Genomic DNA, 26,187 nt, shown 5'->3' with positions numbered 1-26,187 from the left:
ATCTCCAATTAGCGAATGATGGCAATTTTTTTCTGCAAACGTTTGACTAATTGCGATAGCACAAACGAGCTACAGAAATACACCACAGCGACGATTAAATAGAATGTTGCTTTCGTTTCAGGACCATAGGTATTAGCCAAAGTATCTGCACGACCTAAGAAGTCTGGTGCACTAATGACATAAACTAATGACACATCCTGAAATAGAATGATGGTTTGAGTAAGTAATACCGGAAGCATATTGCGAAAGGCCTGCGGTAACACCACATAACGCATGGATTGTCCGTAGGTAAAACCTAAAGCATAGCCTGCATTGACTTGCCCTTTTGAAATAGACTGAATACCCGAACGTACAATTTCCGAGAAAAACGCAGCTTCAAAAATGGCAAAGGTCACAACGCTGGAAAATAATGGCCCCCAATACGTATCTGATTGAAACTCAAATATCTTTGGCAACAAGAAATAAAAAATAAAAATAACCTGAATTAATGGGATACCACGGAATAAATCGACATAGAACTTGGCAAAGTTACTTGCAAGGGCGTTGTTGGATAAACGCATCATTGCCAAAGGAGTTCCGATGAGGATACCCCCCATCATTGCAAGCACGGTTACGGTAAGTGTAAAAATAAATCCTTCTTTTAATGCCGCAATAACATCAGGGTTATGCAATAGAGAAAAATCCATAATTATTTTCCTCCCGAGCCTAAACCTGGTACAGCCATGCGTTTTTCAATCCATGCCATTATAAATTTAATGGTGTATGTAATGATTAAATAGACAGGTGTAGACAGAATAAGAATGATAATGTCCTGTGAAGTCTCTTCACGCATGGTTTTGGTATAAGCAAAGAAATTTAAAACACTTAAGGCATATAAAACTGCCGAGTTTTTAAAGACGTTCATTGCTTCTGACGTAATCGTTGGCCATACCGTACGGTATGCAACTGGCAAAATCACATAACGATAACTTTGAGCAGTGGTAAATCCCATAGCCGATGCCGCAAACTTTTGACCACGAGATACCGTGTTAATTCCGGCTCTGACATGCTCCGAAACACGCGCCGCAGTATAAAGGCCTAAAGCAAAAACACCGATAACAGCGGGTTGTTGATTTAAAATGTTTTTCCACCATCCCCCTGCTACAACATCTCCACTTCCTGCACTTAAACTGTCCGGTAAGAACTCCGGAAAAACAAAAGCCCAGAAGAATAACTGTACAATTAATGGAATATTACGGAATATTTCGACATAGCAGTTGCCGATAAAAGCAAGTGGTTTATTGGGTAAAGTACGAATTACCCCGAGGAGAGAACCTAATAAAAATGCGATAAGAAAGGCTACAATGGCAGTCCAAACCATAGTAAAGACACCAGAACCTAACATTTGTAACCATGTGGGCGCCTCAGCATAGGCATTGTAGCTAGAACTACCAATAACCTTACAAACTGATTCTGCCCATGCGGCTTTATCGACACCATATTCATTAGACTCCGCACAGAATATAGTCCAGTTTAGTGAGCCGACTGACATGTTTGCCCCTTAAATTAATATCTTTAGAAAATAGACCACTTGTGCAAATGAATTTTTACACCTGCACAAGTAAATTTAGGACAAAAAGATCCAGTTAGATTCCTGCATCTGTTGGATGAGCTTTGAGTTTTTTATAAGATGAACTTTGTTGCATGTTCAAATTAGTATTTTTCGGTGGAATTGGCGATAAGAACCATTTTTTATATAAAGCGTCCATTTGACCAGTTTTCCATAAGTTATTTACAGTACGGTCAGCAATTGCTTTAAATTTTGGATCATCTTTTGCAATCATAATGCCATAAGGTTCTGATGAAAGTACTGGACCAACAATTGCAAATGCTTTAGGTGTAGAAGACTTAGCAATTAAGCCTGCTAAAATATTATCATCCATTACAAATGCAGCAGCGCGTCCAGATGCCATCATGGCAAAAGAGTCAGCATGGTCTTTACCATAAATATTTTGTACATTAATTGCTTGGCCTTTTTCATTCATCTTAATGTACTTGTCAGATGTAGTACCTTGAGTAGTAACAACTGCTTTACCATTTAAGTCTGCCAAACTTTTAATACCAGAGTTTGCTTTAACAGCCATGCGTACTTCTGTTGCATAGTAGTTAGTTGAGAAACCTACTTGTTGCTGACGCTGTTTAGAATTTGTGGTGGTACCACATTCCATATCAATATTGCCCGCTAAAAGCTCAGGAATACGTGTTGATGAGGTTACTGCCTTGTATTCAACTTTTAAACCAGGCATTTTCAATTCTTTTTTAATATCATTTGCAAACTGGTTACAAATGTCGACTGCATAACCTACTGGTTTACCTGCAACAACATATGAAATCGGGTCAGACGATTCTCGGTGGCCAATAACGATTTTCCCAGTACTTTTAATTTTAGCTAATGTATCTGCTGCCTGAATTTGAGAAGTAGCACCAACCGTACAAAGCATAACTGTTGAAACAATGAGAGAGGTTGCAGAACGTTTCATAAGAACTCCTTGATGATCATTCCCTCTATTTGTCTACAGAATCATTCATATAGAGAAATAGAGTGATTTATTATTAAATTGCAATTATCGAGCCAACTTTTCCAAGTAGGACACGTCCATTTGCTTCACTTATTATTTATCTGTTTCGCAGAATTAATACCTTTAAAACTGCTCACATGTTTCTACTTTAATCTATGTTTTAATCTTCTGTCTATTATTAAGCTCATCTATTTACACTTAAATGTGGCAATTATTGATTACAATGTAAACACATGCACAATAAAGTGGCTTAAATTTTTCTAAAAACTGTTTTTAGCAAAAGTAACTTTTATCCCAAAAATAAAAGATCAAATTTATTAGTAGCTTATACTTAAGTTGAATAAACAGTAATAAATATTAAATTAAGCATCAAAATAATATACATAAATGTTTTATTAAAAATCATTTATAAAATTGATAGTAATATTTTTTAAGTATCTTTAAAGTTAAAAAATAAAAAAGCCCCGATTTTATCGGAGCTTTTTAAAAACTAAAATTTAAATTCCTCGCCAGTCAACCCGTGCATTACGTTCAGTTTGATATATTCTTAAAACGTACTGTCCAAGCGGCAAATCAAGTAAATATTTCTGATAATTACTCCAATCGGGCGATACTTCCCCATCTTCTTCCCTTTCCCATGGTGTACCTTTTATTTCTAATAAAGGTGCAAGCATAGAACATACTGAAATATCAGCGAGGCTTAAGCGGTCACCAACCATATAACGTGCTTGGTTTTCAATTAAATAATGGTTTAACTCATTAATGAGTTCATCCATGCGTCCTTTTGACTGACTTACGAGCTCTTCTTCAAGCTTATAATTCTTCTTGACTAGAGTCTTGAGAAACGGTTTTGATATTTTCTCAAACTGTCGTAAGTAGCCTTGTTCACCCATCATAATCTCTAGAGCATGATCTCCTTGAGCTAAAGTATGAGCAAGTGCCCAACGACGTACATGCACCCCAAGTTCATCTGCCAAACTATCAATTTTAAGAGTTTGCTGTCTAAGTTGTTCATCACGGCGTAAAAGTGCATGTTCCGGATAAGTATCATCCAGATAAAGCGCAATTTTAGTCGACTCAGCAATCCAGCGATGGTCATCTTTTAAAATCGGCAACAAATTTTGACCTGTTTTAAGTTGTGCAAAAGCACGGTGAAATCCAGGAATCAAATTATGTGCAACGTAATCAAGTTCTTTATGGTCTAACAACCAGCGAGCTTTTTCACAATAATGAGACAAAGGAAACTGATACAAAACCCGCATAAAATCTCCACGTTTATTTTTATTTGACTATTCGTACAAAAATCGTCTTCGGTAAGTAGATACTTTAGAAGCTATTTTTAATGAAAACAATGGATATTGTGCTCATTTTTCACTGACAGTTAGGTCTATATTTTTTATATCTTTTTTTACCGTACTTATAGCTGTTTTTCATATTAAAGTCCTTTTAGTTATTCATTTTACAAATAAAAATTATAATTTATTGATTTTTAATATATTTCTATATCTCTATTTATATATTAAAAATCAAAAAAAGTGCTTTGCATTTTTATTCATAAGCTGAGCATAAGTCCTCGTTTAGTGGAAAAATATTTCTTTTGTAAGGTAATGACAGTAATACAAGGTGTCATTATGTCTAATTCTCTATCTAAAACGACGGCATACGTCCAAGTCATTCAAAATGATCAACAAGCAATTAATGCTGCTTATCAAGTGGCTGATTTTGCTTTAGAGGGTCGTAATACACGTGATCAACAACGCTTATTACCGCATGAGCAAATCGAAAGCTTTAGCCAAAAAGGCTTAGGCGGAATTCGTATTGCAAAAAAATACGGCGGTGCTTTCGTTTCCAATAAAACACTGGCACAAGTTTTCCGTATTTTAAGTAAAGGTGATGCAAATGTTGGTCAGATTCCACAAAATCAGATTAGCCTGTTAAACCTGATTGAAATCATGGGTACAGAACAACAAAAACAATTTATCTTTTCAGAAATATTAGCCGGTAAACGTCTTGCCAACGGCGGTCCCGAACGAAATACCCATGACTCAAAAACCTTAAAAACCACGCTTACTATTGAAAACGGCAAATATTTTTTAAACGGCGAAAAGTTTTATTCGACGGGAACAAGTTTTGCGCATTGGCTCGCAATTAAAGCGATTCATCCAGAAGGCCATGTCGTTTTAGTGATTGTTAACCGAGATGCTCAAGGCATTGAAGTTATTAATGACTGGAATGGGTTTGGTCAACGTACTACAGCGAGTGGTACAGTTAAATTAAATCAAGTTGAAGTTAATCCTGAACTTATTTTTGATGAGCGATTATTAACACAAGTTCCAACCTGTCGCGGTGCGTATTCGCAGTTATTACAAGTGGCAATTGATGTCGGTATTGCGGAAGCTGCTTTTGAAGATACTTTATCGACCATACACAAAGCGCGCCCAATTATTGATGCAAATGTTGAAAAAGCCAGCTTTGAACATTACACCCTACAAGAAGTGGGTAAATTAAATATTTTACTCGATGCGGCAATTTTACTGCTTGATGAAGCTGCTGAATATTTAGATGAACTTGATCAACTTCAAACGGTGACTGACGAACAAGTAGCAAAAGCTTCAATTTTGGTCGCAGAAGCAAAAGTCTATGCCAATGATGCGGCTCTACAGATCTCTGAAAAACTACTAGAGCTAGGTGGTAGCCGTTCAAGCTTAAGCCAACACAATTTAGATCAACATTGGCGAAATGCCCGTGTACATACCTTACACGACCCTGTTCGCTGGAAATTACATGCCATTGGCAATTATTACCTTAATGGTCATTTCCCTGCCCGCCATGCCTGGATTTAAGGAGCAATTGTCATGACTTCATATCAATCGGTTCAAACCAAACAAACATCGGCATCAGGCCAAGCACATATTATTCAAAATGATGCTGAAGCATTAGAAATTGCCGAACAATTTGCCGAACAATTTAAAAAAACCGCAGTTGAGCGAGACGCTAAACGAATTTTACCGTATACCGAAATTGATGCTTTGAGCCAGTCTGGACTTTGGGCAATTACAGTGCCAAAGCAATATGGCGGTGCCGAAGTTTCAAGTCATACTGTTGCTAAAGTGATTGCACTTTTAAGCGGTGCAGATGGTTCAATCGGGCAAATTCCACAAAACCACTTCTATGCATTAGAAGTGTTACGCAATACAGGTACAGAAACTCAGAAACAACGTTTATACGGCGAAGTGTTAAATGGCACCCGCTTTGGTAATGCACTTGCTGAGTTTAAAACTAAAACTTCAACCCATAAACAAACTAACATTCGTCCGCATGAAAATGGATATCTCATTCAGGGTGAAAAGTTTTACTGCACAGGAAGTTTATTTGCTCACCGTATTCCAACCTTAGTTTTAGATGATGCAGGTCGAGAGTATTTAGCCTTTGTAAAAAGTGGTTCACAAGGATTAAAACTTGTTGATGACTGGTCTGGATTTGGACAAAAAACTACAGGCAGCGGCACAGTTAAGTTTGATCAGGTTTTTGTCGATGCAGATGATGTTATTCCTTTTGATACAGCATTTTTACGACCAACCTTAGTCGGACCTTTTGCCCAAATCATGCATGCATCGATTGAGGTAGGCATTGCACGTGCAGCCTTTGAAGAAAGCTTGCAAAGAGTGCATCAAGCTCGCCCATGGATTGATTCAAATGTAGAAACAGCCAACCAAGATCCTTTAACGATTTATGAATTAGGACGCATTGCGGTAGATGTACGAGCTAGTGAAGTCCTATTAAAACAGGCAGCTCAATCAATTGATGCCGCAAAAATTGAAACCACACCTGAAAGCATTGCTAAAGCATCCATCGATGTTGCAAAAGTGCGTGCTCATAGTAGCGATATCGCACTCAAAGCATCGTCTAAGCTGATTGAACTTGCTGGTAGCCGTGGTAGTCAGTCTCAAGATGGCCTAGACCGTTTCTGGCGTAATGCGCGAGTACATACCTTACATGATGCTGCACGATGGAAATATTACTTTATTGGGAACTACGTTCTTAACGGTGTTCTACCACCTCGTCGGGGGACATTGTAATGGCAGATTTCAAAGCAAAAGAGATTTTATTAAATGCCTTTGACATGAACTGTGTTGGTCATATTAATCATGGCTTGTGGACACATCCACGTGATGAATCACACCGTTTTAACGAATTGAGCTATTGGACAGAACAGGCCAAAACTTTAGAAAATGGTTTATTTGATGGTTTGTTTATCGCTGATATTACAGGTGTGTACGACGTCTATCAAAACGGTATAGATCTGACTTTAAAAGAGTCCATTCAGCTTCCGAGCCATGACCCGTCTACACTCATTTCAGCAATGGCGACAGTCACTCAAAACTTAAGTTTTGGGGTCACTGTGAACTTAAGCTATGAGCATCCATATCAATTTGCTCGCCGCTTTGCGAGTCTCGACCATTTAACTCAAGGTCGTATTGGCTGGAATATCGTGACGGGTTATCTAGATAGTGCCGAACGCTTAATTGGTCAAAAAGGTTTAAAAGACCACGATGCCCGCTATGAGCAAGCCGAAGAGTTTTTAGAACTTTGCTATAAATATTGGGAAGGTTCTTGGGAAAACGACGCAGTTAAAAAAGATAAAACACGGCGTGTTTTTACAGATCCATCTAAGGTGCATACCATTCACCACCATGGAAAGTATTACCAGAGTGAAGGCGTGTTTCAGGTATCTCCTTCTGTACAACGCACTCCAACCCTATTTCAAGCAGGTGCTTCACCTAAAGGTATGCAGTTTGCAACACGTCATGCTGAATGTGTATTTATTGGCGGTGACAAACCCGAAAAGATACGCGAACAAGTGAAAAAGATTCGTACTCTTGCCGAACAGCAAGGACGCTCAGCGAATGATATTAAAGTGTTTGTCGGCATAACTGTTGTTGTTGCCGAAACACATGATCTCGCTGTACAAAAACTTAATGAATATCGTCAGTATGCGAGCCCTGAAGCAGGCTTAGCGCATTATGCGAGTTCAACAGGCATTGACTTAAGTAAGTTTGCTGACGATGAAGCGATTCCTTACCAAAAAAGTAACAGTATTGTTTCGATTACCGAAAAGTTTAAAGAACAGCAAATCACAAAAAATGACTTAAAAGCTCAACATGTTTTAGGCGGTCGCTATCCCCTTATCGTGGGTAGTGGCGAAGAAGCTGCTGAATACTTAATTCATCTTTTAGATGAGACTGATATTGATGGCTTTAATTTGACACGTACAGTTGCACCTGAGTCTCACCACGACTTTATACGCTTGGTCATTCCTGAGCTACAACAACGTGGTCGCTATAAAACTGCATATAAAACGGGTTCACTACGGAACAAAATTTTTAATCGGGGTGATCACTTACCAGAACAGCACCCTGTTCAAGCGTTCCGATGTAGTCCCTATAACAACAGCAAAAACTTAACAAAAATTGAAGAAATAACCGCTTAAATTTGGAGATAGACATGGCTCAAACAGCCTCTAAAAAATGGCTAGGCATAGGCTTAGTCGTTGTAGTCCTTTTTGTTGCTTTGTTCTTATGGAATAAACATCGACAAAGTGGCTCAAATGAACTTGTGATTGGTATTAGTCCACCATTTGCAAAACCTTTACAAGCTGCTGCCGATGAAGCAAAGAAACAAGGTTTAAATGTAAAACTTGTCGAATTTTCTGACTGGAATACCCCAAACATTACCTTAAATCATGGGGATATTGATGCGAACTTTTTCCAGCATCAACCCTTCTTAGACAATGCAATTAAAGAAACTGGCTTTAAGTTAAAGGCATTTGCAGTAGGTGCAGCCTCACATGTGGGGCTGTATTCAAAGAAATATAAAAGTCTTGATGAATTGCCACAAAACGCACGCGTAGTCATTCCAAATGATCCGGTGAACCAAGGCCGTGCCCTACTTCTTTTACAACAAGCTAAGTTAATTACGCTTAAAGATTCAAATAATCACTTATCTGCACTCAAAGATGTTGTTTCAAACCCTAAAAATTTGCAATTTATAGAGGTTGAAGGACCACAGACTGCTCGTGCAATTGATGATGTTGACTTGGCTTTTGGCTATCCACATTACTTGCGCTTAGCAAAAACAGCAGACCCTAATAGTGCGCTTTTACTGGATGACAATACCAATAAACGTTATGCCATTTTGTTTGTAGTGCGTGATGACTATGAGGATAAGGGCGACAAATTAAAGAAATTTGTTGAGATCTATCAAAACTCGCCAAAAGTTAAAGCTGTGTTAGACGCTGAAATTGGGCCAAAACTTTGGTTCCCTGGCTGGAAGTAATAACGGAAAGATTATGGCGATTCAGTTCAAACAGCATAAGCCTTGGTTACTCGGAATTACGATTTTAATCGTAGTTCTGGGCCTTGTCGGTTACCGTTATATTAAAAATAAACAAGCCGATGATGTTTTAACGATTGGCATTAGCCCGCCTTATGCTGAGCTATTACAAAGCGTTGCCAATGAAGTAGAAAAGCAAGGCGTTCATGTCAAACTCGTTGAATTTTCTGATTGGCGAGCACCCAATGTTGCCGTACAAAACGGTGATATTGATGCAAACTTTTTCCAGCAAAGCGTATTTCTACGTAATGCTGTTAAAGAAACGGGTTATGACTTACATGCATTTGGTGTGGGTTCAGGAAGTCATGTGGGTTTATATTCAAAAAAATATAAATCACTTGAAGAGTTGCCTTCAAATGCACGTGTAGCTATTCCAAATGATCCGGTTAATTTAGCCCGTGCTTTAATTTTATTGCACCGTGCAGGTTTAATTCAGCTTAAAGATATAAATAATGAGCTTTCAACAACCCAAGACATTATAGCTAATCCTAAACAGCTGAGCTTCGTTGAAGTTGAAGGCCCTCAAACCGCACATGCATATAATGATGTCGATTTAATTTTCGGCTTCCCTCACTACTTAAAAATGGCAAAGGTAACCGACCCACATAGCGCATTATTTTTAGATCCAATCGATAAAAAATATGCAATTTTGTTTGTGACCCGTCGCGATTACCAAGACAAAAACCAAAAACTTGCAACCTTTGTTAAAGCATTCCAGGACTCAAAACAAGCACAAGACATTCTGGATAAAGACTTTGGTAAAGGTATGTGGTTTCAAGGCTGGAAATAAGGAGAATGACGATGGTGAGTTTTGGATCACAAGTTGATTTTTCTCTACCCCATATCAAAATTCGTGATTTAAATAAGTTTTACCAATCTCAAGGTCAAAAACTGCACGCTTTAAAAGAGATTAACCTTGATATTCCTCAAGGTAAGATTTTAGGCATTATTGGTAAAAGTGGTGCAGGAAAATCTTCCTTACTTCGTACATTAAATGGTTTAGAACAAGTAAATACTGGCAGCATTCATATTCATCAACAAAACATTGCTGAATTGAGCCATTCCGAGCTTATTCAAACCCGTCAACGGATTGGAATGATTTTTCAACATTTCAATTTAATGTCTGCAAAAACAGTTTGGGAAAACGTGGCATTGCCCTTAAAAGTTTCCAATTACAACAAAGCAGATATCGACCAACGCGTAAATGAAGTTCTGGCTCTCGTAGGTCTTGCAGATAAATCTAACTATTATCCATCACAACTTTCTGGCGGACAAAAGCAACGTGTTGGTATTGCACGCGCACTTGTTCACCATCCAGAAATTTTACTGTGTGACGAGGCAACCTCGGCACTTGATCCTGAAAGTACTGCCACTATTTTGGCTTTGCTTAAAAAGATTAATCAGGAGCTGGGTCTCACCATTGTATTAATTACTCATGAAATGCAAGTGATTCGAGAAATTTGTGATCAAGTCGTGGTGATTGACCAAGGCGAGATTGTAGAGGCTGGGCAAGTTTGGTCGGTGTTTTCACGACCAGAACAACAAATTACTCAAGAACTGTTAAACCTTGAGCAGATCACTCTGCCTTTTAAAATCAACCCTCTACCCGATGAAGATTCGACGCATATTATTGTAAAACTGAAATATGAGGCTGAAGCACATCAGGTTCCAGATATCCAAGAACTACTTGCCAAATTCAAAGCACCCGTCAATTTATACCAAAGTCAGGTCGATACCATTCAAGGGCACATTATTGGCTCACTTTTAGTCGGTATTCCTAACGTAGAAATTGATCTTTCATCTATACAACAAGATGCATTAACAGCAATTGCACAATTTGAGGTACTTGGCTATGCAAGACCAGCTCATTGATTTATTAATTACTGGAACTGTAGATACCTTGCTCATGGTAGGCGCATCTGCGTTCATTGCCTTTTTAATTGGCTTACCTATCGCTGTTATTTTAGTCAGCACTTCTGAACATGGCATTCACCCATCACAAAAGATTAATCAGGCTTTGGGGTGGGTCATCAATATCACTCGCTCAGTACCTTTTCTTATTTTAATGGTAGCACTTATTCCACTGACTCGCTGGATTGTCGGCACGAGTTACGGCGTATGGGCGGCTGTTGTTCCCTTAACGATTGCGGCCATTCCGTTTTTTGCCCGTATTGCAGAAGTCAGCTTACGTGAAGTCGATCAAGGCTTAATTGAAGCTGCACAAGCCATGGGTTGTAACCGCAAACAAATTATCTGGCACGTACTTTTACCAGAGGCTTTGCCAGGTATTGTGGCAGGCTTTACAGTGACTATTGTGACAATGATTAACTCATCTGCGATTGCTGGTGCTATTGGTGCAGGTGGCTTAGGAGACATTGCTTATCGATATGGTTATCAACGTTTTGATATGCAAATTATGTTGGCTGTTATTTTAGTATTGATTGTTTTAGTCATGTTAGTACAAGCGACTGGTGATGCATTAGCCCAGCAACTCGATAAACGTAAAGTTTAAACACAACAGAACCCTGCTCTAGCCATGACTTTGTCATGGCTTTCATGTAAAATCAGCCACAATTTTTAATTTACACATTTGTGAGTGGTTTTCATGGGTTTTAATTGCGGTATTGTTGGTCTGCCAAATGTAGGGAAATCTACCCTTTTCAATGCATTAACTAAAGCAGCGATTGCAGCGGAAAACTTCCCGTTCTGTACCATTGAGCCAAACACAGGTATTGTTCCTGTTCCAGATCCACGTTTAGATAAACTTGCTGCGATTGTTAACCCTCAGCGTGTTTTACCAACCACTATGGAATTTGTGGATATTGCAGGTCTTGTTGCTGGTGCATCAAAAGGTGAAGGTTTGGGTAACCAGTTCCTTGCTAACATTCGTGAAACTGATGCAATCGCTCATGTGGTGCGTTGTTTCGAAGACGAAAACGTCATCCACGTAAATGGTAAAATTGATCCATTAGATGACATTGCAACTATCAATACTGAACTTGCACTTGCAGACCTTGAGACTGTTGCTAAAGCAATTTTACGTTTAACTAAAGTTGCTAAAGGCGGTGACAAAGAAGCTGTAGCGACTAAAGCAGTTTTAGAAAAAATCCAACCATTACTTGACGAAGGTAAACCAGCTCGCGCGGCTGATTTGTCTGATGACGAACGCAAATTAATCCGTGGTTTTGGTTTAATGACTTTGAAACCAACCATGTACATTGCAAACGTTGCAGAAGACGGTTTTGAAAACAACCCACATTTAGAAGCTGTTAAAAAACTTGCTGCCGAAGAAAACGCAATTGTTGTGCCGCTTTGCAACCAAATCGAAGCTGAAATTTCATTATTAGAAGATGAAGATCGTGCTGAGTTCCTAGAAGCAATGGGCATGGAAGAACCGGGCTTAAACGTAGTTATTCGTGCAGGCTATAAACTTTTAGGTTTACAAACTTATTTCACTGCTGGTGTACAAGAAGTTCGTGCATGGACAGTAAAAGTTGGTGCAACGGCTCCTCAAGCAGCTGGTGTTATTCATACTGATTTCGAAAAAGGCTTTATCCGTGCTGAAGTTGTTGCATATGATGACTTCGTACAATACAACGGTGAAAACGGCGCTAAAGAAGCAGGTAAATGGCGTTTAGAAGGTAAAACTTACGTTGTTCAAGACGGCGATGTAATGCACTTCCGTTTTAACGTTTAAGTTAAAGCTTAAAAAAAAGCCCCACTAGATTGGGGCTTTTTTATATTTAATGGCTTAAATCCATCATCTCTCGTTTACTGCGCGCCTCGTGTAAAATTCGCTCATGCAAAGGCTTTCTAAAGCCTAACATAAATATAAATTCTGCCAATACAAATAGTGGTCCTATCGCGAGTCCAATCACATCATCAACAAAAGCAGGTTTTTTCTTTTCAAAATAATGCCCCACAAACTGAAAAGCCCATCCCACCACAAAGAAACCAATACTTGCAGCCAACCATTGTCCTAAAGAAAGCTCGGCAATTTGGCTCGCTAATGGATACACAGCCACCAATATCATGAGCATGAGTAAACCAAAAACTTTATCTAGAAATAAATAATAGATTGTACTGAATGCAATCAGTACCATAGCTAAAGTAACTTTAAAATTACCAATATCGATTCCTGCCCTCGCTGTTAAACATAAAATTGAAAACACGATGAGTGGAATGCCTATAAAATGCGTCAAAATATTTTGATGATTTAAATGATAAGCCGCATATTGGCTCAGTTTCTGCTCCAGATTTGACATGAGTTATTCCCTATTCACTTAACTATAGTCATACTGTACAAATAAGGAAAATTTAAAGTTGTCAGCTATTTGACAAAGTAATGAATTTTTTCATGGATGACCGAATATTGGACCTAATTTATATTACCCGATTAAAAGAAAACACATGGTTTAGTGTGCTTCCGGAAGCATTCCAAAAGTTTATTTTAGAACATGGCAAGCAAATCACCTTTGAGAAAAATAGCTACGTTTTCCACGCTCAAGATGAGTTTGATGGTATTTATACCGTCCTTGAAGGCTCAATTAGCTTAGGTTATGTCGATGTAAATGGTAATGAAGCACTTTCTGCAATTGCTGAGCCGATTATGTGGTTCGGTGAAATATCTTTAATTGATCATGAGCCACGGTCACACGACGCGATTGCTTTGAAAAAAAGTATAGTTCTGCATATTCCCGCAAAACCATTAAATGAGCTACTAAAAGAACATCCATATTATTGGTATTATTTTGCACGTTTAACCAGCCAAAAACTCAGGTACGTTTTCTTAGAACAAATTGCGATACAAACACGCAGTATTTCTCAAAGGCTGGCACAACGTCTTCTGTTCATTCTAGAAGGATACGGTAACCATATTCTTATTCAAGATCATCACATTCAGATTTCTCAAGAGCAATTAGCCAACATGCTAACTACATCTAGGCAGACGATCAACCATGAATTGAGCCTACTTGAAAAACAAAATATTATTAAAATTGCTTTTAGAAAAATTGAGATTTTAGATATTGAAAAATTAAAAGTAATTGCTCAAGTTCATTCATAATTGTACGAAACGCCGCTATATAATAAAAACTTAAAATTAAATTAAAAAATTAGATAACACTGCAAATCAAAACATTGTTCAAACTCTATTTCCACAAAATAAATGTTTTAAAGCAGAATTTTTCACCTTACACTCAAGCTGAGCAATAATACTCAACAAGGCGCTGATTAACATGAAAAAATTATCAACAATTCTTACAGCAGGCGTATTGGCTATGTTAAGTGTTTCGGCATTTGCATGTCCAAAAGGAACTCAACTACAAGGCGGTACTGGACCAAATCACAAAGGTGGAAAATGTGTAGCGGTACATGGAAAAGCTACAGCTCAAAAAGCAAAGAAAGAGGCAACTAAAACTAAACAGGAAGTTAAAAAAGACTTAACCATGCAAAAGCATGATGCAATGACCAGTGCGACTCATGCACAACATGAATCACATCAAATGACTCACCAAATGAAGCAAGATGCTGTAAAAACTGCCAACACAGCTAAAGCTGCAACAAAACCGTAATTATCATTCACCCATTATCGTTTAAAGCAAAAAAGCGAGATTGATCATCTCGCTTTTTTATATGTATAGGCTTTATTTAGGAGATGTGTTTCCTAAATTCGGATTTTCAATCGCTTCCTTACACTGCTGTTTATCGCGCTCATAATCTGCCTGTTTTTGAGCAACCGAACTATTATTTTCAAGCGTTTCGCGCGCCCATACATCTAGACTCGTTAAAGCCTTACGGCAAAGCGCATATTTTCCTTCAGTGACCGAATCTGTCATTTTTACATTAATACGCCAGTCTGTACTGAGCTGACGTAGTGGTTTACGAACATTATCATTAATTTGACTGAGCTGTTTTTCATAGACTAAATGATCAACAGTATTGATTAATGTCCATGCCTTTTTTGCATAAACTGTCGCATCATTCGTTAGTTTCGGCGCTGGTTTAATTTCTACTTTTTTATCTGAGCTCTGATTGCCATTATCACAACCTTGCAATATAAATACGCTCGCACTCAAGATGGCGATATAAACTAAACGAGTCTTTGATTTGAACATATCAAACTGCCGAATTAAACATTTCGGCACTATGCTATTAAATTCGGCTACAATACTCAATCTTTCAAGTTTTTATAATTGGTTTACTGCCAAGGTGTATTGTGTCAAATCAACAACAGATGGCTGCTCAAACAGCAACTTTTTGGCAAGGTGCCACAGATAGTCAAGCCATCGTTCTCACCTACTTACCAGTTTCTTTTGCCTTTGGCGTTTCTGCATCTCAATTTGGTTTTAGCCCATGGGAAGCATTTTTTCTTTCTTGTTCCATGTATGCAGGTGCAAGCCAATTTTTAGTAGTCGCACTTTTAGCAAGTGGTTCTTCTATATGGTTAACCGCTTTAACAGTCATTGCACTTGATATACGACATGTACTTTATGGACCTGCTCTTTATAATTTAATTCCCACTAAATTAAATTTAAAGAAGACAGCCGTTTGGGCTTGGGGTTTAACGGACGAAGTTTTTGCCAGTGGTATGATCCAACTTTCACAGCGCAGACAACAATGGTCCGAGTCTTGGATGTTGGGCTTAAGTCTATTTAGCTGGATGTCTTGGGCAAGTGGTTCATTATTAGGCGGGTTATTTGCAGATCAAGTCGCACACCTTCCAAAGTTTTTACAAGCAGCTTTAGATTTCTTATTACCTGCTTTATTTTTAAGTTTCTTATTAGCGGCATTTGAACGAAAGCATAGCCTTGTAGTTGCTGTATCGTTAGTGGTTTCAGCTTTAGCGTGTTATTGGATTAACTTATCAGCGGCTATCTTTATTGGCATTCTTTCAGGCATTTTAGCAGGTCTATTTAAATATTATGTGCTGAAACAATTTGATGAGGTTGAAATTTAATATGAACCTAGAAATTATTTTGGTCGGCATCATTGTGGGTATTGCTAATTTTGCTTCACGCTTCGGACCATTTTTCGTAATACAAAAACTACAGGGCAACCAACAAAGACGCGGCTCAATCTGGTTAAAAATCGCTTTAGGAAGTATTGGTATATCTGCAATTAGCGCCATGCTTGTGGTTGCAACACTTCCACCTTTACTTGAAACCCCAAATAAGAGTTTAGCAATGCTTATCGGTTTTTTAGTTTTAGCAGGTCTTTATTTTAAATTTAAGAAAATCGTACCAGCAACTTTAACTGCCGCAATCGTTTATGGCCTTATCTATACTTATTTACCTTTATAAATAGATAAACTGATCAACCTTATATAATATATAAATGCTAGAAGTGATTAAGAATAATAACTTCTAGCATAAAAACTCATTTTTGAAATTTATTAAAAGATAAATCCATCTAGCGATTAGAGATAAAAATGTCACAAGTTAAAATTTATGCAAATGAACGAACCATTATTCAGTATCGCGAACTGCTCTCTCATGCGATCTATCAAGCACTTATTGAAGAATTGAAGTATCCCGTCGAGAAAAGATTTCAACGCTTCATTAGCCTTAAACCTGAGAATTTTATTTATCCATCTGACAGAAGCCAACATTACATTATCATCGAACTTTCAATGTTTGCAGGCCGCAGTCCAGCCACTAAAAAGCAACTTATTCAAACCTTATTTCGCAATATTGAAGAGCAATGCAAAATTGCACCTCAGGACATTGAAATTACCATTTTTGAAACACCTAAAGAAAACTGGGGCATCCGTGGTAAAAATGCAGATGAATTGCTTTTAAACTATCAGGTTAATATCTAAAAACTACTTTTTTAATTGTCCGACAAAATTACTTTTTTTATGCATGATAAGGCTTAACTCCACCATAAGTTCTGCTATGCTTAAAAAAATAATTTTGTCAGGATGATTCGCATGAGCGTGACACTCGGTACCCCACTTCAATCTTCTGCATTTAAAGTTTTATTGTTAGGTTCAGGAGAGCTTGGCAAAGAAGTTGTAATTTCCTTACAACGCCTTGGTGTAGAAGTACATGCAGCCGACCGTTATGATCATGCTCCAGCTATGCAAGTAGCACATTTTTCTTATGTGTTAAACATGGCAGATCCAGCCCAATTAAAACAACTCATTGAAAAAGTTAAACCAAATTTAATTGTTCCAGAAATTGAAGCGATTGCGACAGAAGTTTTACTGGAAATTGAAGCAAATAAAACTGCAACAGTCATCCCATCTGCTAAAGCTGTAAACCTGACCATGAACCGTGAAGGTATTCGCCGTCTTGCGGCTGAAGAACTTGGTTTACCTACATCTGCTTATCGTTTTGCTGATACGCTCGAAAGCTTCCGTGCTGCTTGTGATGACATTGGTTATCCAAACTTTGTAAAACCGGTCATGTCTTCTTCTGGTAAAGGACAGTCTCGTGTAAAAAGTTTCGATGAAGTCGATGCTGCATGGGAATATGCAATGCAAGGTGGCCGTGTTAACCAAGGCACTGTTATTATCGAGTCTCAAATTGATTTTGACTTTGAAATTACACTCCTTACCGTTCGCGCTAAAAATCCTGAAACAGGTGAAATTGAAACTCACTACTGTGACCCAATTGGTCACCGCCAAGATGCAGGTGATTATGTAGAAAGCTGGCAACCTCAACCAATGACTCCTGCTGCACTTGAAGAAGCAAAACGTATTGCAAATAAAGTGACAACAGCACTTGGTGGCTGTGGTATTTTTGGTGTAGAACTGTTTATTAAAGGCGACAAGGTTTGGTTTAGTGAGGTTTCACCTCGTCCACATGATACAGGCCTCGTCACTTTAGCATCTCAATTTCAAAGTGAATTTGAATTACATGCACGTGCAATTTTAGGCTTACCTGTAAATACAGCACGTCACAGTGTTGCCGCAAGTGCGGTAATTTATGCTGGAGTTGATGCTAACAATTTAAGTTATAACAATCTGAATGTGGCTTTAGCTCATCCAGATACCGACTTACGTTTGTTTGGTAAACCAGAAGGTTTCAAACGTCGTCGTATGGGTGTGGCAACTGCTCGCGCTGAAAATACTGATCTTGCCCGTACTTTAGCGAAAGAAACCGCTGATCAAGTAAGCGTTCAAACTAACTCTTAATTTTTACTTATTGGTAGACCCATTTTCATGATCAATACATCGCCATTGCTGAACTATGTCTCAAGTCATCATGATATTAAAGCCATTAATCAGTGGCGAACGGATGTAGAAAAGCAATTGCAAGATTCATATGAAAATGGGCAATCTATTCGAGAAATCATTAAAGCTCGTTCAGATTTAGTAGATGAAGCGCTCGTCTTTTTATGGAAACATGCAGAACTTGACCAGTCAAAACTAGGTCTTTTTGCAGTAGGTGGTTACGGGCGCCGTGAAATGCTGCCCTATTCTGATGTAGATATCATGATTTTGTCTGAAGATGAAATCAGTGAAGAAAATGAAAAGCGCATCTCTACATTTATTTCCTCTTTATGGGATGTAGGAAATTTCAAACCAGGCATTAGTGTTCGCACCATTCAAAGCTGTGTTGAACAAGCCGCTACCGATTTAACTGTTGCCACCACCTTAATTGAAGCGCGTTTAATCACGGGCAATACACAACTTGCGAAATGGCCTCGCCGTATTGTTTCACAGACATGGACAGACAAAACATTTTATGACGCAAAAATGGCTGAACAAGCCAAGCGTTATCACCAACACAATAATACCGAAAGTAATTTAGAACCTGACATTAAAAATGCACCGGGCGGTATTCGTGACATTAATCAAATTGGTTGGATTGCCAAACGCCACTTCCGAGTGAACCGTATTTATGACTTAGTGCATTTAGGTTTCATTTCAGAGTTTGAATTGGCTGTTTTAGAAGAAGCTGAAAGCTTTCTTTGGGAAATTCGACATCATTTACACCGTTTAGCCAAACGTGATGAAAACCGTTTACTCTTTGACCACCAAAGAGAAATTGCTGCTAAATTTGGTTATGTTCGTCAAGAAGGCCAACCTGTAAATTATGGTGTTGAGCAATTCATGAAACGCTACTACCGTACGGCGCAGCAAGTTTCAACACTCAATGAAATGTTGCTTGCGTATTTTAGCGAGTCAGTGATTACTCCTCGACTCCCCAACTATGAACGCAAAATTGAAGTTGTTAACGATCACTTTAAAATTGTCGATAATAAACTTGCCGTACAGCATCACAAAATATTCGCAGAGCATCCAAGCGCGATTTTAGAGTTGTTCTATATTTTAGCCAATCGACCAGATATTGAAGGTATTCGCGCTCGGACTTTACGCTTACTTATTCTTGCTGCGAAACGAATCAACCAAAGTTATCGCGATAATCCAGAGCATCAAGCACTATTTATGTCGATTATTCGCTCACCATATCGTTTATACGATACCTTAGTTGCGATGAAACGTTATGGTGTTTTAGGAAACTATATTCCTGCTTTTGGCCAAATTATGGGCCTTATGCAATATGACCTATTTCATATCTATACGGTTGATGCCCACACCTTATTATTGCTGCGTAATTTAAATCGTTTTAGAGAACCTGAATTTGCCAAAGAATTCCCTGTGGTAAGTTCGGTTTTCCAACGTCTTGCTCGTCAAGATATTGTCTTTATTGCTGCTTTATTCCACGACATTGCAAAAGGCCGTGGTGGTGACCATAGTGAACTTGGCGCAGAAGACGCGATTGAGTTTGGACGTGCACATGGCTTTACTGAGCGTGAATGCAAATTAATTGCATGGCTTATTCAAAACCATTTGCTCATGTCACTTACAGCTCAGAAAAAAGATATTTCTGATCCAGATGTCGTGAAAGATTTTGCAGAAAAACTTGGCGACATGGAGCATCTTGATTATCTCTACACTTTAACAGTTGCAGATATTAACGCCACAAATCCAAAACTTTGGAACACATGGCGCGCATCGCTTATGCGTCAACTTTATACGCATGCCCGTGATGTAATCCGTACAGGTTTAGGTCGTCCTGTTGACTACCAAATGTTAATTGAAGACACCAAATTTGCAGCAAGTGAATTACTGGTAAATAACTTTGCATTGGCTGATGTCGAAAAAGTATGGCAAGAACTTGGTGATGAATACTTCATTAAAGAGTCGGCAGATGAAATTGCATGGCATACACAAGCAATTTTAAAACATGGTGATAATCCAGAGCCATTAGTCCTCTTGCGTGCTCACCGTAAAGCAGCTCAAGATGCGGTGCAAATCTTTATTTATACACGTGACCAACCTAACCTGTTTGCCACCACTGTTGCTGTTTTAGACCGAATGAACCTAGACGTTCAGGACGCAAAAATTATCACGGCCAGTACCGCATTTAGCTTAGACACTTATGTTGTACTCGATCGTTTCGGTACATTGCTTACCGACCCAGAACGTGAAGAAACCGTTAAAAATGCGTTAGTGAAGGCGCTTAGCCAACCAGACCAATACCCGGGACTCATGCAACGTCGTATTCCACGTCAATTACGTCACTTCGATATTGAAAATACAGTCGACGTAACATTAAATGAAGCCTTACAGCAAAATATGGTCGAAATTTCAACACTCGATCACCCTGGCCTACTTGCACGCGTGGGTGGTTTATTTATGATGCAAGGTTTAGACATCCATTCAGCCCGAATTGCAACTTTAGGTGAACGTGCCGAAGATATTTTCTTTGTCACCAAAAAAGATGGGAAACCGCTGAATAACGAAGAGGTCAAACTCTTCTCGGAAAAACTGAAAGCTGCATTAGATGAAGCATCTAATCAAATTTGTCAGCACTGAAACTCAACTACTTGGTAACTGTTTAATGAACTCTAGCTTGTCGTTATTACACCCGTATCCATTTGAAAAGTTAAACCAACTTTTTAAGGATATTACCCCAGCGAACCTTCCCTTGATTCCTCTATCAATTGGCGAACCTAAGCATCCAGCACCAGAGTTTGTTAAACAGGCTATTATTGATAACTTTAACCATTTATCAACTTATCCAAACAGCAAAGGCTTACCAGAGCTTCGCCAAAGCATTGCAGATTGGTTAACTAAGCGCTTTAAACTTAACAGTATTAGTGCTGAAAACCACATCTTGCCTGTCTCTGGTACACGTGAAGGCATTTTCTCTTTTGTACAGGCATTAATTAATCGTGAAGATGCACCTTATGTGGTAATGCCAAACCCGTTTTATCAAATTTATGAAGGTGCTGCTTTACTTGCAGGTGCAAAGCCATACTTCATTAATTGCACAGAAGAAAATGGCTATTTAGGTGACTTTGATGCTGTGCCAGCAGAAGTTTGGGAAAAGACAGCCCTTCTTTTTGTATGTACACCGGGTAACCCAACAGGTACTGTGCTTTCTAAAGAACAATTTAAAAAGCTGATTGCCTTATCTGATCAATATAATTTTGTTATTGCGTCTGATGAATGCTATTCAGAACTTTGGTTTAACCAAGCTCCTACGGGTTTATTAGAAGTATGTGCGGAACTTGGCCGTGATGACTACAAAAACTGTATCGTTTTTCATTCACTTTCAAAACGCTCAAACTTACCAGGTATGCGTTCAGGTTTTGTAGCGGGTGATGCTGCTTTATTAAAGCCATATTTGCAATACCGTACCTATCACGGCGCAGCAATGCCAGTACAACATCAGCTTGCCTCAATTGCAGCATGGAATGATGAAAGCCATGTTGAAGAAAACCGTAAGCAATATCGTGCAAAATTTGACTTATTTCAATCTGAGCTAGGTCATTTGCTTCCATTACAAAAACCAGATGCTGGTTTTTACTATTGGTTAAAAGTGGATAATGATGAAACTTTTGCCAAAATGCTGATGGAAAAAGCACATATTAAAGTCTTACCGGGCCGTTATTTATCTCGTGATACCGAACAAGGTAACCCTGGAGCTAACCATGTACGTATGGCGTTAGTGGCAGATTTAGCTCAATGTGAAGAAGTAGTTAAGCGTTTAAAAGCGATTCTGTAAGTCTCTTCTTAGCAGTTGTACAGCCTTTTACTCAGGTTGTACAACTGGGCTATAACACTATTTATATGTAATCAAAAGCACAGCAAAAAGAATAAAAGCTACCGCAGAACAATAATATAAACCTGTTGCAGAGCGCTTAATTTTGATTAAAATTCGATCGTTTGCCAGCAGTTTAACCCATAAGATATTCCAGATTAAAACCACACTGACCATCCATACACTCATAAGCAGTTTTTGAAATAAACTAAATTTATGTTGTATAAGCAGCATTAAGCTACTATAAAACATAATATTTTTTGGATTTAGAAGACTCGATTGCAAACCTAATACCAAGCTTTTAATTTTGTTGTGCTTATCTTCTACCTGATCACTTAAATTATTTACATCGGTTGAGAAATTTAGAACTATAGATCGGGCTGCATTAACACAAACAAAACTCAAATAAGCCAAATACAAAGCGCCAAGCCATTTAAATATTAAAAGTAAGATACTACTTAGATTTCCAAGCAACATAAAACTAAACAGGCATCCAGCCAGAATTAAAGCATTTCCCAAAGTGATTCCTAGAACAATACCATATGTATAACGGCGTCCTTTTTGTAGAAGACTAGTGAGAATAAGAAAGAAATCTGGACCCGGTGATAAGAGTGCTAAAAAATGAGTAAATGCAATAACTAAAAAAACTTCCATAACAGCTTCATCTGTAAAACAGTCTGGAAAATCTTAGAAATAGAGCTAAACAATTTCTTGTAAATTATTGCGCGGCTGCGAGCTGGAACTGCCGAGGAGTTACCCCTGTATGTGCTTTAAAAGCTTTATGGAAATGACTTTGATCACTAAAACCTAAATTTACAGCCAATTCGGCAAGTGGCACGCCTTGTTTGAGCTGCTCTCGAGCCTGATTAATTTTTGAATTAATTTGAAATGCATGTGGAGTTAAACCTACATTTGTTTTGAATAGACGTATGATTGCATATCTGCTTAAACCTACTCGTTGAGCAAGTTCTTCTAAAGAAATAAAACCCTCTGAGGAAGAAATCACATCGATCAGGTTTAAAAAGTCTTTATATAAATATTGAGGCTTTTGTATTTCTTCTAAAATAAAATGAGGTAATAACAAATGAATCAGGCAATGGAGAAGAGACTGCTCTTTTTCAAAAATTAATTTTTGCGCATCAAATAATGTCTCATTCATTTCAGTAAAAGCTTCATATAAAGACTCGTCTTTTATAATGAGCGGCTTATGCTGAGGTATATGTAAATCAAGACCTTGCTCTTGAAATTCTGAATACAGTTGATTTAACCATGCTAGATCTAAATGAAGCATCTGGTAACTCCATGCCTGATTTGGCATAGGATTACATGAATGCTCAACATGTGCGGGCACAATAACTAATGTACCCGCCGAGATCTTTTGTGCAGTGCCAAAAGAACTTTGAAAAACACTATTCCCCTCATCTATAGCACCAATTGAAAATGTTGGATGGCTATGAGACTTATAACATGTTCTGCCAAAACATGACCTTCGGGTTTCCACATAAGGCATTCGCCGATCTTGCCAAAACTCGAAAGTTTGAGGAATAGCGTTCATTGAACCCATTAACTCGCTAATGCTTTTTCAATATCAGCTTCCAATGCTTCAGGCTTGGTTGTTGGCGCATAACGATTTAAAACCGAACCATCTTTACCAACTAAAAACTTGGTAAAGTTCCATTTAATAGTACTGCTTCCTAAAATTCCTTTTGCTTCACGGGTTAAATATCTAAAGATCACATGAGCTTCAGGACCTTTTACATCTACTTTGGCAAACATAGGGAATTTCACTCCATAGTTACGCTGGCAGAATGTACCTATCTCTTTATTGCTTCCGGGATCTTGCCCACCAAACTGATTGCAGGGAAAACCTAAAACTTCTAAACCTTGGTCTTTATATTTTTCATAAAGTTTTTCGAGGCCCGCAAACTGTGGAGTAAAACCACATTTACTTGCAGTATTTACAATTAATAAAACTTTACCTTTGTAATCAGCGAATTGTTTAATATCTCCCTCTAACAATTCAGCTTCAAACTGATAAATGTTACTCATGGATAGGTTTCCTCATCATTTTTTTCTTGTGTTTTCAGTTGTAATGATGCCGAGTTCACACAGTAGCGCAAACCTGTCGGCTGTGGTCCATCTTCAAAAACATGCCCAAGATGAGCTTCGCAATCATGACAAACAATTTCCGTTCTGACCATACCATGCGTTAAATCTTCATGTTCATCAATAACGCTTCCATTCAGAGGGCGAAAGAAACTTGGCCAACCACAACCACTATCGTATTTTGCATCTGACGAAAACAATTCCGCGCCACAACAACGACAAACATATGTGCCATGTTGCTTAGTATTCCAGTATTGCCCCGTAAATGCTGGTTCAGTGCCCTTTTGTCGCGTTATCCGATATTCTTCAGGTGATAACTCTCTTTGCCATTCTCGGTCTGTTTTATTAACTTTTCCCATGACCTGCACCTTTTATTCTGATGTAAACATAAATTGATAATCGTATTTTATATTTACGCCATTCATCAAAAAAACACTAGTCTCTGAACGTAAAATTTGTTGGATTTTAAACATCTAAGCAACAGAAAGCAAAAAGTAAGCAAAACACAAAAACAAAAGAAAGCAATTTTTTATTTTATTTCCTTTTAAGGAAGCAAAGATGATGCTATTCTTGTGTGGCACGGTTGTATAGGACAAAACATGTCTCAGAAAAAAAGTGTGCTTTTCCAGCAACTATTACCAGTTATCAAACAGTATCAGCAATCGGGCTTTACCCATGAAAAAATTGTTGAATTACTTAAAGATCAACATGATCTGAATTTGGTAACAGTCAAAACATTTAAAAGTTATTTATACCGATATGCAAAAGTGAATCCAGCTATGTCTAAAAATACTGCTACTCTCCAATCCATGCCAACTTCACGAGAAATTAAAAAATCATCGAAGCTTGAGCATGTTTGTTATGACATTCGCGGACCAGTATTACGAGCCGCCAATGAAATGGAAGAGCAAGGACATAAAATCATTAAGCTGAATATCGGCAACCCTGCTCCATTTGGTTTTGAAGCACCACAAGAAATTATTAATGACGTTGCTTTAAACCTACCAAATGCAATTGGTTATGTAGATTCAAAAGGTATCTTTCCGGCACGTAAAGCAATCTGCCAGTACTACCAGCAAAAAGGCATCTTAAATATGCACGTTAATGATGTGTATATCGGTAATGGTGTATCTGAACTCATTGTCATGGCTATGCAAGGCCTGCTCGATGATGGTGATGAAATGCTCATTCCGATGCCGGACTATCCGCTATGGACAGCTGCCGTTAACCTGTCGGGCGGTACAGCCATTCACTATAAGTGTGATGAAGAAAACAGTTGGTATCCTGATATTGCCGATATTGAAAGTAAAATTACTTCAAACACACGTGGTATTGTCATTATCAATCCGAACAACCCAACTGGTTCGGTATATCCACGTCATGTGCTTGAGCAAATTGTGGCACTTGCAAAGAAACATGACCTGATTTTATTTGCTGACGAAATTTACGACAAAATCGTTTACGACGGCATTGAACATGTTGCTGTTGCTTCTTTAGCAGGCGACCAATTATGTATTTCTTTCAATGGGCTATCAAAAGCATATCGTATTGCTGGTTTCCGTTCAGGCTGGATGGCAATCACAGGCGATAAGAGCCGTGCAGCAGACTATATCGAAGGGCTGGATATGTTAGCTTCAATGCGTTTATGTGCAAACGTACAAGCTCAGTATGCAATTCAAACGGCGCTTGGTGGCTATCAGTCTATTAATGATTTGATCCGACCAGGTGGACGTTTATATGAACAGCGTAATATCGCATGGGAAATGTTAAATGAAATTCCTGGTGTAAGCTGTGTTAAACCAGAAGGCGCAATGTATTGTTTCCCGCGTCTTGATCCTAACATTTACCCAATCGAAGATGATGAAAAGTTAATGTTAGATTTACTTCGTGCTGAAAAAGTACTATTAGTTCAAGGAACAGGTTTTAACTGGCCAACACCAGACCATTTCCGTGTTGTTTTCTTACCGGCAGAAAACGAATTACGTGAAGCAATTGGTCGTTTAGGTCGTTTCTTGGCCAATCGCCGTTAAAAAAATGCATAATAAAAAAGGCATCTTAAATTAGGTGCT

At 38.4% G+C, this 26,187-nt stretch carries 27 protein-coding genes; 17 read left to right on the top strand and 10 right to left on the bottom strand.

Annotated elements, in window-relative coordinates; all coding sequences use genetic code 11:
- Positions 1–8: 8 nt before the first annotated feature.
- The 4 genes from G9371_RS03005 to G9371_RS02990 all read right to left on the bottom strand — a co-directional run bounded on the left by G9371_RS03005 (position 9) and on the right by G9371_RS02990 (position 3,820).
- On the bottom strand, positions 9–686 hold the full coding sequence (locus G9371_RS03005; RefSeq protein WP_000347804.1) for an amino acid ABC transporter permease: 678 nt from the start codon (positions 684–686) through the stop codon (positions 9–11).
- A 2-nt stretch (positions 687–688) separates the two neighbouring features.
- Positions 689–1,531 (bottom strand): amino acid ABC transporter permease, encoded by an 843-nt coding sequence (locus tag G9371_RS03000; RefSeq protein WP_000110649.1) that lies wholly within the window; start codon positions 1,529–1,531, stop codon positions 689–691.
- 94 nt (positions 1,532–1,625) lie between these two features.
- Positions 1,626–2,519 (bottom strand): amino acid ABC transporter substrate-binding protein, encoded by an 894-nt coding sequence (locus G9371_RS02995; protein WP_000830363.1) that lies wholly within the window; start codon positions 2,517–2,519, stop codon positions 1,626–1,628.
- Between the two features lie 536 nt (positions 2,520–3,055).
- Entirely contained in the window at positions 3,056–3,820 is a 765-nt protein-coding gene (locus G9371_RS02990; protein ID WP_001265503.1) for a glutathione S-transferase family protein, read from the bottom strand.
- A 345-nt stretch (positions 3,821–4,165) separates the two neighbouring features.
- Between G9371_RS02990 and G9371_RS02985 the strand changes: the two genes are divergently transcribed.
- The 8 genes from G9371_RS02985 (at position 4,166) to ychF (ending at position 12,648) form a co-directional block, all read left to right on the top strand.
- Complete coding sequence (locus G9371_RS02985; protein ID WP_086221391.1) at positions 4,166–5,401, top strand: SfnB family sulfur acquisition oxidoreductase; 1,236 nt, start codon at positions 4,166–4,168, stop codon at positions 5,399–5,401.
- A 12-nt stretch (positions 5,402–5,413) separates the two neighbouring features.
- Positions 5,414–6,637 (top strand): SfnB family sulfur acquisition oxidoreductase, encoded by a 1,224-nt coding sequence (locus tag G9371_RS02980; RefSeq protein WP_002047312.1) that lies wholly within the window; start codon positions 5,414–5,416, stop codon positions 6,635–6,637.
- Positions 6,637–8,049, top strand: a complete 1,413-nt coding sequence (locus tag G9371_RS02975; RefSeq protein ID WP_029424402.1) for an LLM class flavin-dependent oxidoreductase — start codon at positions 6,637–6,639, stop codon at positions 8,047–8,049. Before G9371_RS02980 ends, G9371_RS02975 begins: the two co-directional genes overlap by 1 nt.
- A 14-nt stretch (positions 8,050–8,063) precedes the next feature.
- A complete protein-coding gene (locus G9371_RS02970) occupies positions 8,064–8,894 on the top strand; it encodes a MetQ/NlpA family ABC transporter substrate-binding protein (RefSeq protein WP_000079412.1) in 831 nt (276 codons plus the stop codon).
- 13 nt (positions 8,895–8,907) lie between these two features.
- On the top strand, positions 8,908–9,741 hold the full coding sequence (locus G9371_RS02965; protein WP_029424403.1) for a MetQ/NlpA family ABC transporter substrate-binding protein: 834 nt from the start codon (positions 8,908–8,910) through the stop codon (positions 9,739–9,741).
- Positions 9,742–9,746: 5 nt separating this feature from the next.
- The gene (locus G9371_RS02960) at positions 9,747–10,823 is read left to right on the top strand and encodes a methionine ABC transporter ATP-binding protein (RefSeq protein WP_086374791.1); all 1,077 of its coding nucleotides are present in this window, start codon (positions 9,747–9,749) and stop codon (positions 10,821–10,823) included.
- Positions 10,804–11,463 carry a methionine ABC transporter permease gene (locus G9371_RS02955; protein ID WP_001153960.1) on the top strand — a complete coding sequence of 220 codons (660 nt, stop codon included), beginning with the start codon at positions 10,804–10,806 and terminating at the stop codon, positions 11,461–11,463. The genes G9371_RS02960 and G9371_RS02955 overlap by 20 nt, the downstream gene beginning before the upstream one ends.
- Before the next feature lie 93 nt (positions 11,464–11,556).
- Positions 11,557–12,648, top strand: a complete 1,092-nt coding sequence (ychF, locus tag G9371_RS02950; protein ID WP_000506572.1) for a redox-regulated ATPase YchF — start codon at positions 11,557–11,559, stop codon at positions 12,646–12,648.
- A gap of 46 nt (positions 12,649–12,694) precedes the next feature.
- On the opposite strand, the gene G9371_RS02945 is transcribed toward ychF, so the two are convergent.
- Positions 12,695–13,216, bottom strand: a complete 522-nt coding sequence (locus G9371_RS02945) for a DUF962 domain-containing protein (protein ID WP_029424405.1) — start codon at positions 13,214–13,216, stop codon at positions 12,695–12,697.
- 92 nt (positions 13,217–13,308) lie between these two features.
- Here G9371_RS02945 and G9371_RS02940 point away from each other — a divergent pair, with 92 nt between their 5' ends.
- Both G9371_RS02940 and G9371_RS02935 read left to right on the top strand, forming a co-directional pair.
- Positions 13,309–14,016 carry a Crp/Fnr family transcriptional regulator gene (locus G9371_RS02940; RefSeq protein ID WP_000342700.1) on the top strand — a complete coding sequence of 236 codons (708 nt, stop codon included), beginning with the start codon at positions 13,309–13,311 and terminating at the stop codon, positions 14,014–14,016.
- 172 nt (positions 14,017–14,188) lie between these two features.
- Positions 14,189–14,524 carry a hypothetical protein gene (locus tag G9371_RS02935; RefSeq protein ID WP_000736695.1) on the top strand — a complete coding sequence of 112 codons (336 nt, stop codon included), beginning with the start codon at positions 14,189–14,191 and terminating at the stop codon, positions 14,522–14,524.
- A gap of 72 nt (positions 14,525–14,596) precedes the next feature.
- Here G9371_RS02935 and G9371_RS02930 read toward each other — a convergent pair whose 3' ends face one another.
- On the bottom strand, positions 14,597–15,067 hold the full coding sequence (locus G9371_RS02930) for a hypothetical protein (RefSeq protein ID WP_000477056.1): 471 nt from the start codon (positions 15,065–15,067) through the stop codon (positions 14,597–14,599).
- Between the two features lie 119 nt (positions 15,068–15,186).
- On the opposite strand from G9371_RS02930, the gene G9371_RS02925 reads away from it, so the two are divergent.
- The 6 genes from G9371_RS02925 to dapC all read left to right on the top strand — a co-directional run bounded on the left by G9371_RS02925 (position 15,187) and on the right by dapC (position 21,976).
- Positions 15,187–15,909, top strand: coding sequence for an AzlC family ABC transporter permease (locus tag G9371_RS02925; RefSeq protein WP_086221392.1), 723 nt, complete (start codon positions 15,187–15,189; stop codon positions 15,907–15,909).
- A gap of 1 nt (position 15,910) precedes the next feature.
- Entirely contained in the window at positions 15,911–16,252 is a 342-nt protein-coding gene (gene ygaH / locus G9371_RS02920) for an L-valine transporter subunit YgaH (protein WP_001047279.1), read from the top strand.
- A gap of 128 nt (positions 16,253–16,380) precedes the next feature.
- The gene (locus G9371_RS02915) at positions 16,381–16,770 is read left to right on the top strand and encodes a tautomerase family protein (RefSeq protein WP_029424407.1); all 390 of its coding nucleotides are present in this window, start codon (positions 16,381–16,383) and stop codon (positions 16,768–16,770) included.
- Positions 16,771–16,872: 102 nt separating this feature from the next.
- A complete protein-coding gene (purT, locus tag G9371_RS02910; RefSeq protein WP_086374790.1) occupies positions 16,873–18,090 on the top strand; it encodes a formate-dependent phosphoribosylglycinamide formyltransferase in 1,218 nt (405 codons plus the stop codon).
- Positions 18,091–18,117: 27 nt separating this feature from the next.
- A complete protein-coding gene (glnD, locus tag G9371_RS02905; protein WP_000611178.1) occupies positions 18,118–20,781 on the top strand; it encodes a [protein-PII] uridylyltransferase in 2,664 nt (887 codons plus the stop codon).
- A gap of 25 nt (positions 20,782–20,806) precedes the next feature.
- Positions 20,807–21,976 (top strand): succinyldiaminopimelate transaminase, encoded by a 1,170-nt coding sequence (gene dapC, locus G9371_RS02900; RefSeq protein ID WP_029424409.1) that lies wholly within the window; start codon positions 20,807–20,809, stop codon positions 21,974–21,976.
- A 57-nt stretch (positions 21,977–22,033) separates the two neighbouring features.
- Here the strand turns inward: dapC and G9371_RS02895 are convergent, their stop codons facing one another.
- The 4 genes from G9371_RS02895 to msrB form a co-directional block, all read right to left on the bottom strand.
- Positions 22,034–22,666 (bottom strand): LysE family translocator, encoded by a 633-nt coding sequence (locus G9371_RS02895; protein WP_029424410.1) that lies wholly within the window; start codon positions 22,664–22,666, stop codon positions 22,034–22,036.
- 64 nt (positions 22,667–22,730) lie between these two features.
- Positions 22,731–23,576 carry an AraC family transcriptional regulator gene (locus G9371_RS02890; RefSeq protein WP_029424411.1) on the bottom strand — a complete coding sequence of 282 codons (846 nt, stop codon included), beginning with the start codon at positions 23,574–23,576 and terminating at the stop codon, positions 22,731–22,733.
- Positions 23,576–24,061: a glutathione peroxidase gene (locus G9371_RS02885; protein ID WP_000066032.1), complete on the bottom strand. Its 486-nt coding sequence runs from the start codon at positions 24,059–24,061 to the stop codon at positions 23,576–23,578. The genes G9371_RS02890 and G9371_RS02885 overlap by 1 nt, the downstream gene beginning before the upstream one ends.
- Positions 24,058–24,477, bottom strand: coding sequence for a peptide-methionine (R)-S-oxide reductase MsrB (msrB, locus tag G9371_RS02880; RefSeq protein WP_000521160.1), 420 nt, complete (start codon positions 24,475–24,477; stop codon positions 24,058–24,060). Before msrB ends, G9371_RS02885 begins: the two co-directional genes overlap by 4 nt.
- Before the next feature lie 240 nt (positions 24,478–24,717).
- On the opposite strand from msrB, the gene G9371_RS02875 reads away from it, so the two are divergent.
- Entirely contained in the window at positions 24,718–26,148 is a 1,431-nt protein-coding gene (locus tag G9371_RS02875; protein WP_000078703.1) for a pyridoxal phosphate-dependent aminotransferase, read from the top strand.
- Positions 26,149–26,187: the final 39 nt, after the last annotated feature.

Source organism: Acinetobacter sp. EKM10A, from assembly GCF_011075215.1.
Lineage (GTDB): Bacteria > Pseudomonadota > Gammaproteobacteria > Pseudomonadales > Moraxellaceae > Acinetobacter > Acinetobacter baumannii.
The sequence above is the reverse complement of the archived record's forward strand: the minus strand, read 5'-3'. Positions and strand labels throughout refer to the sequence as shown.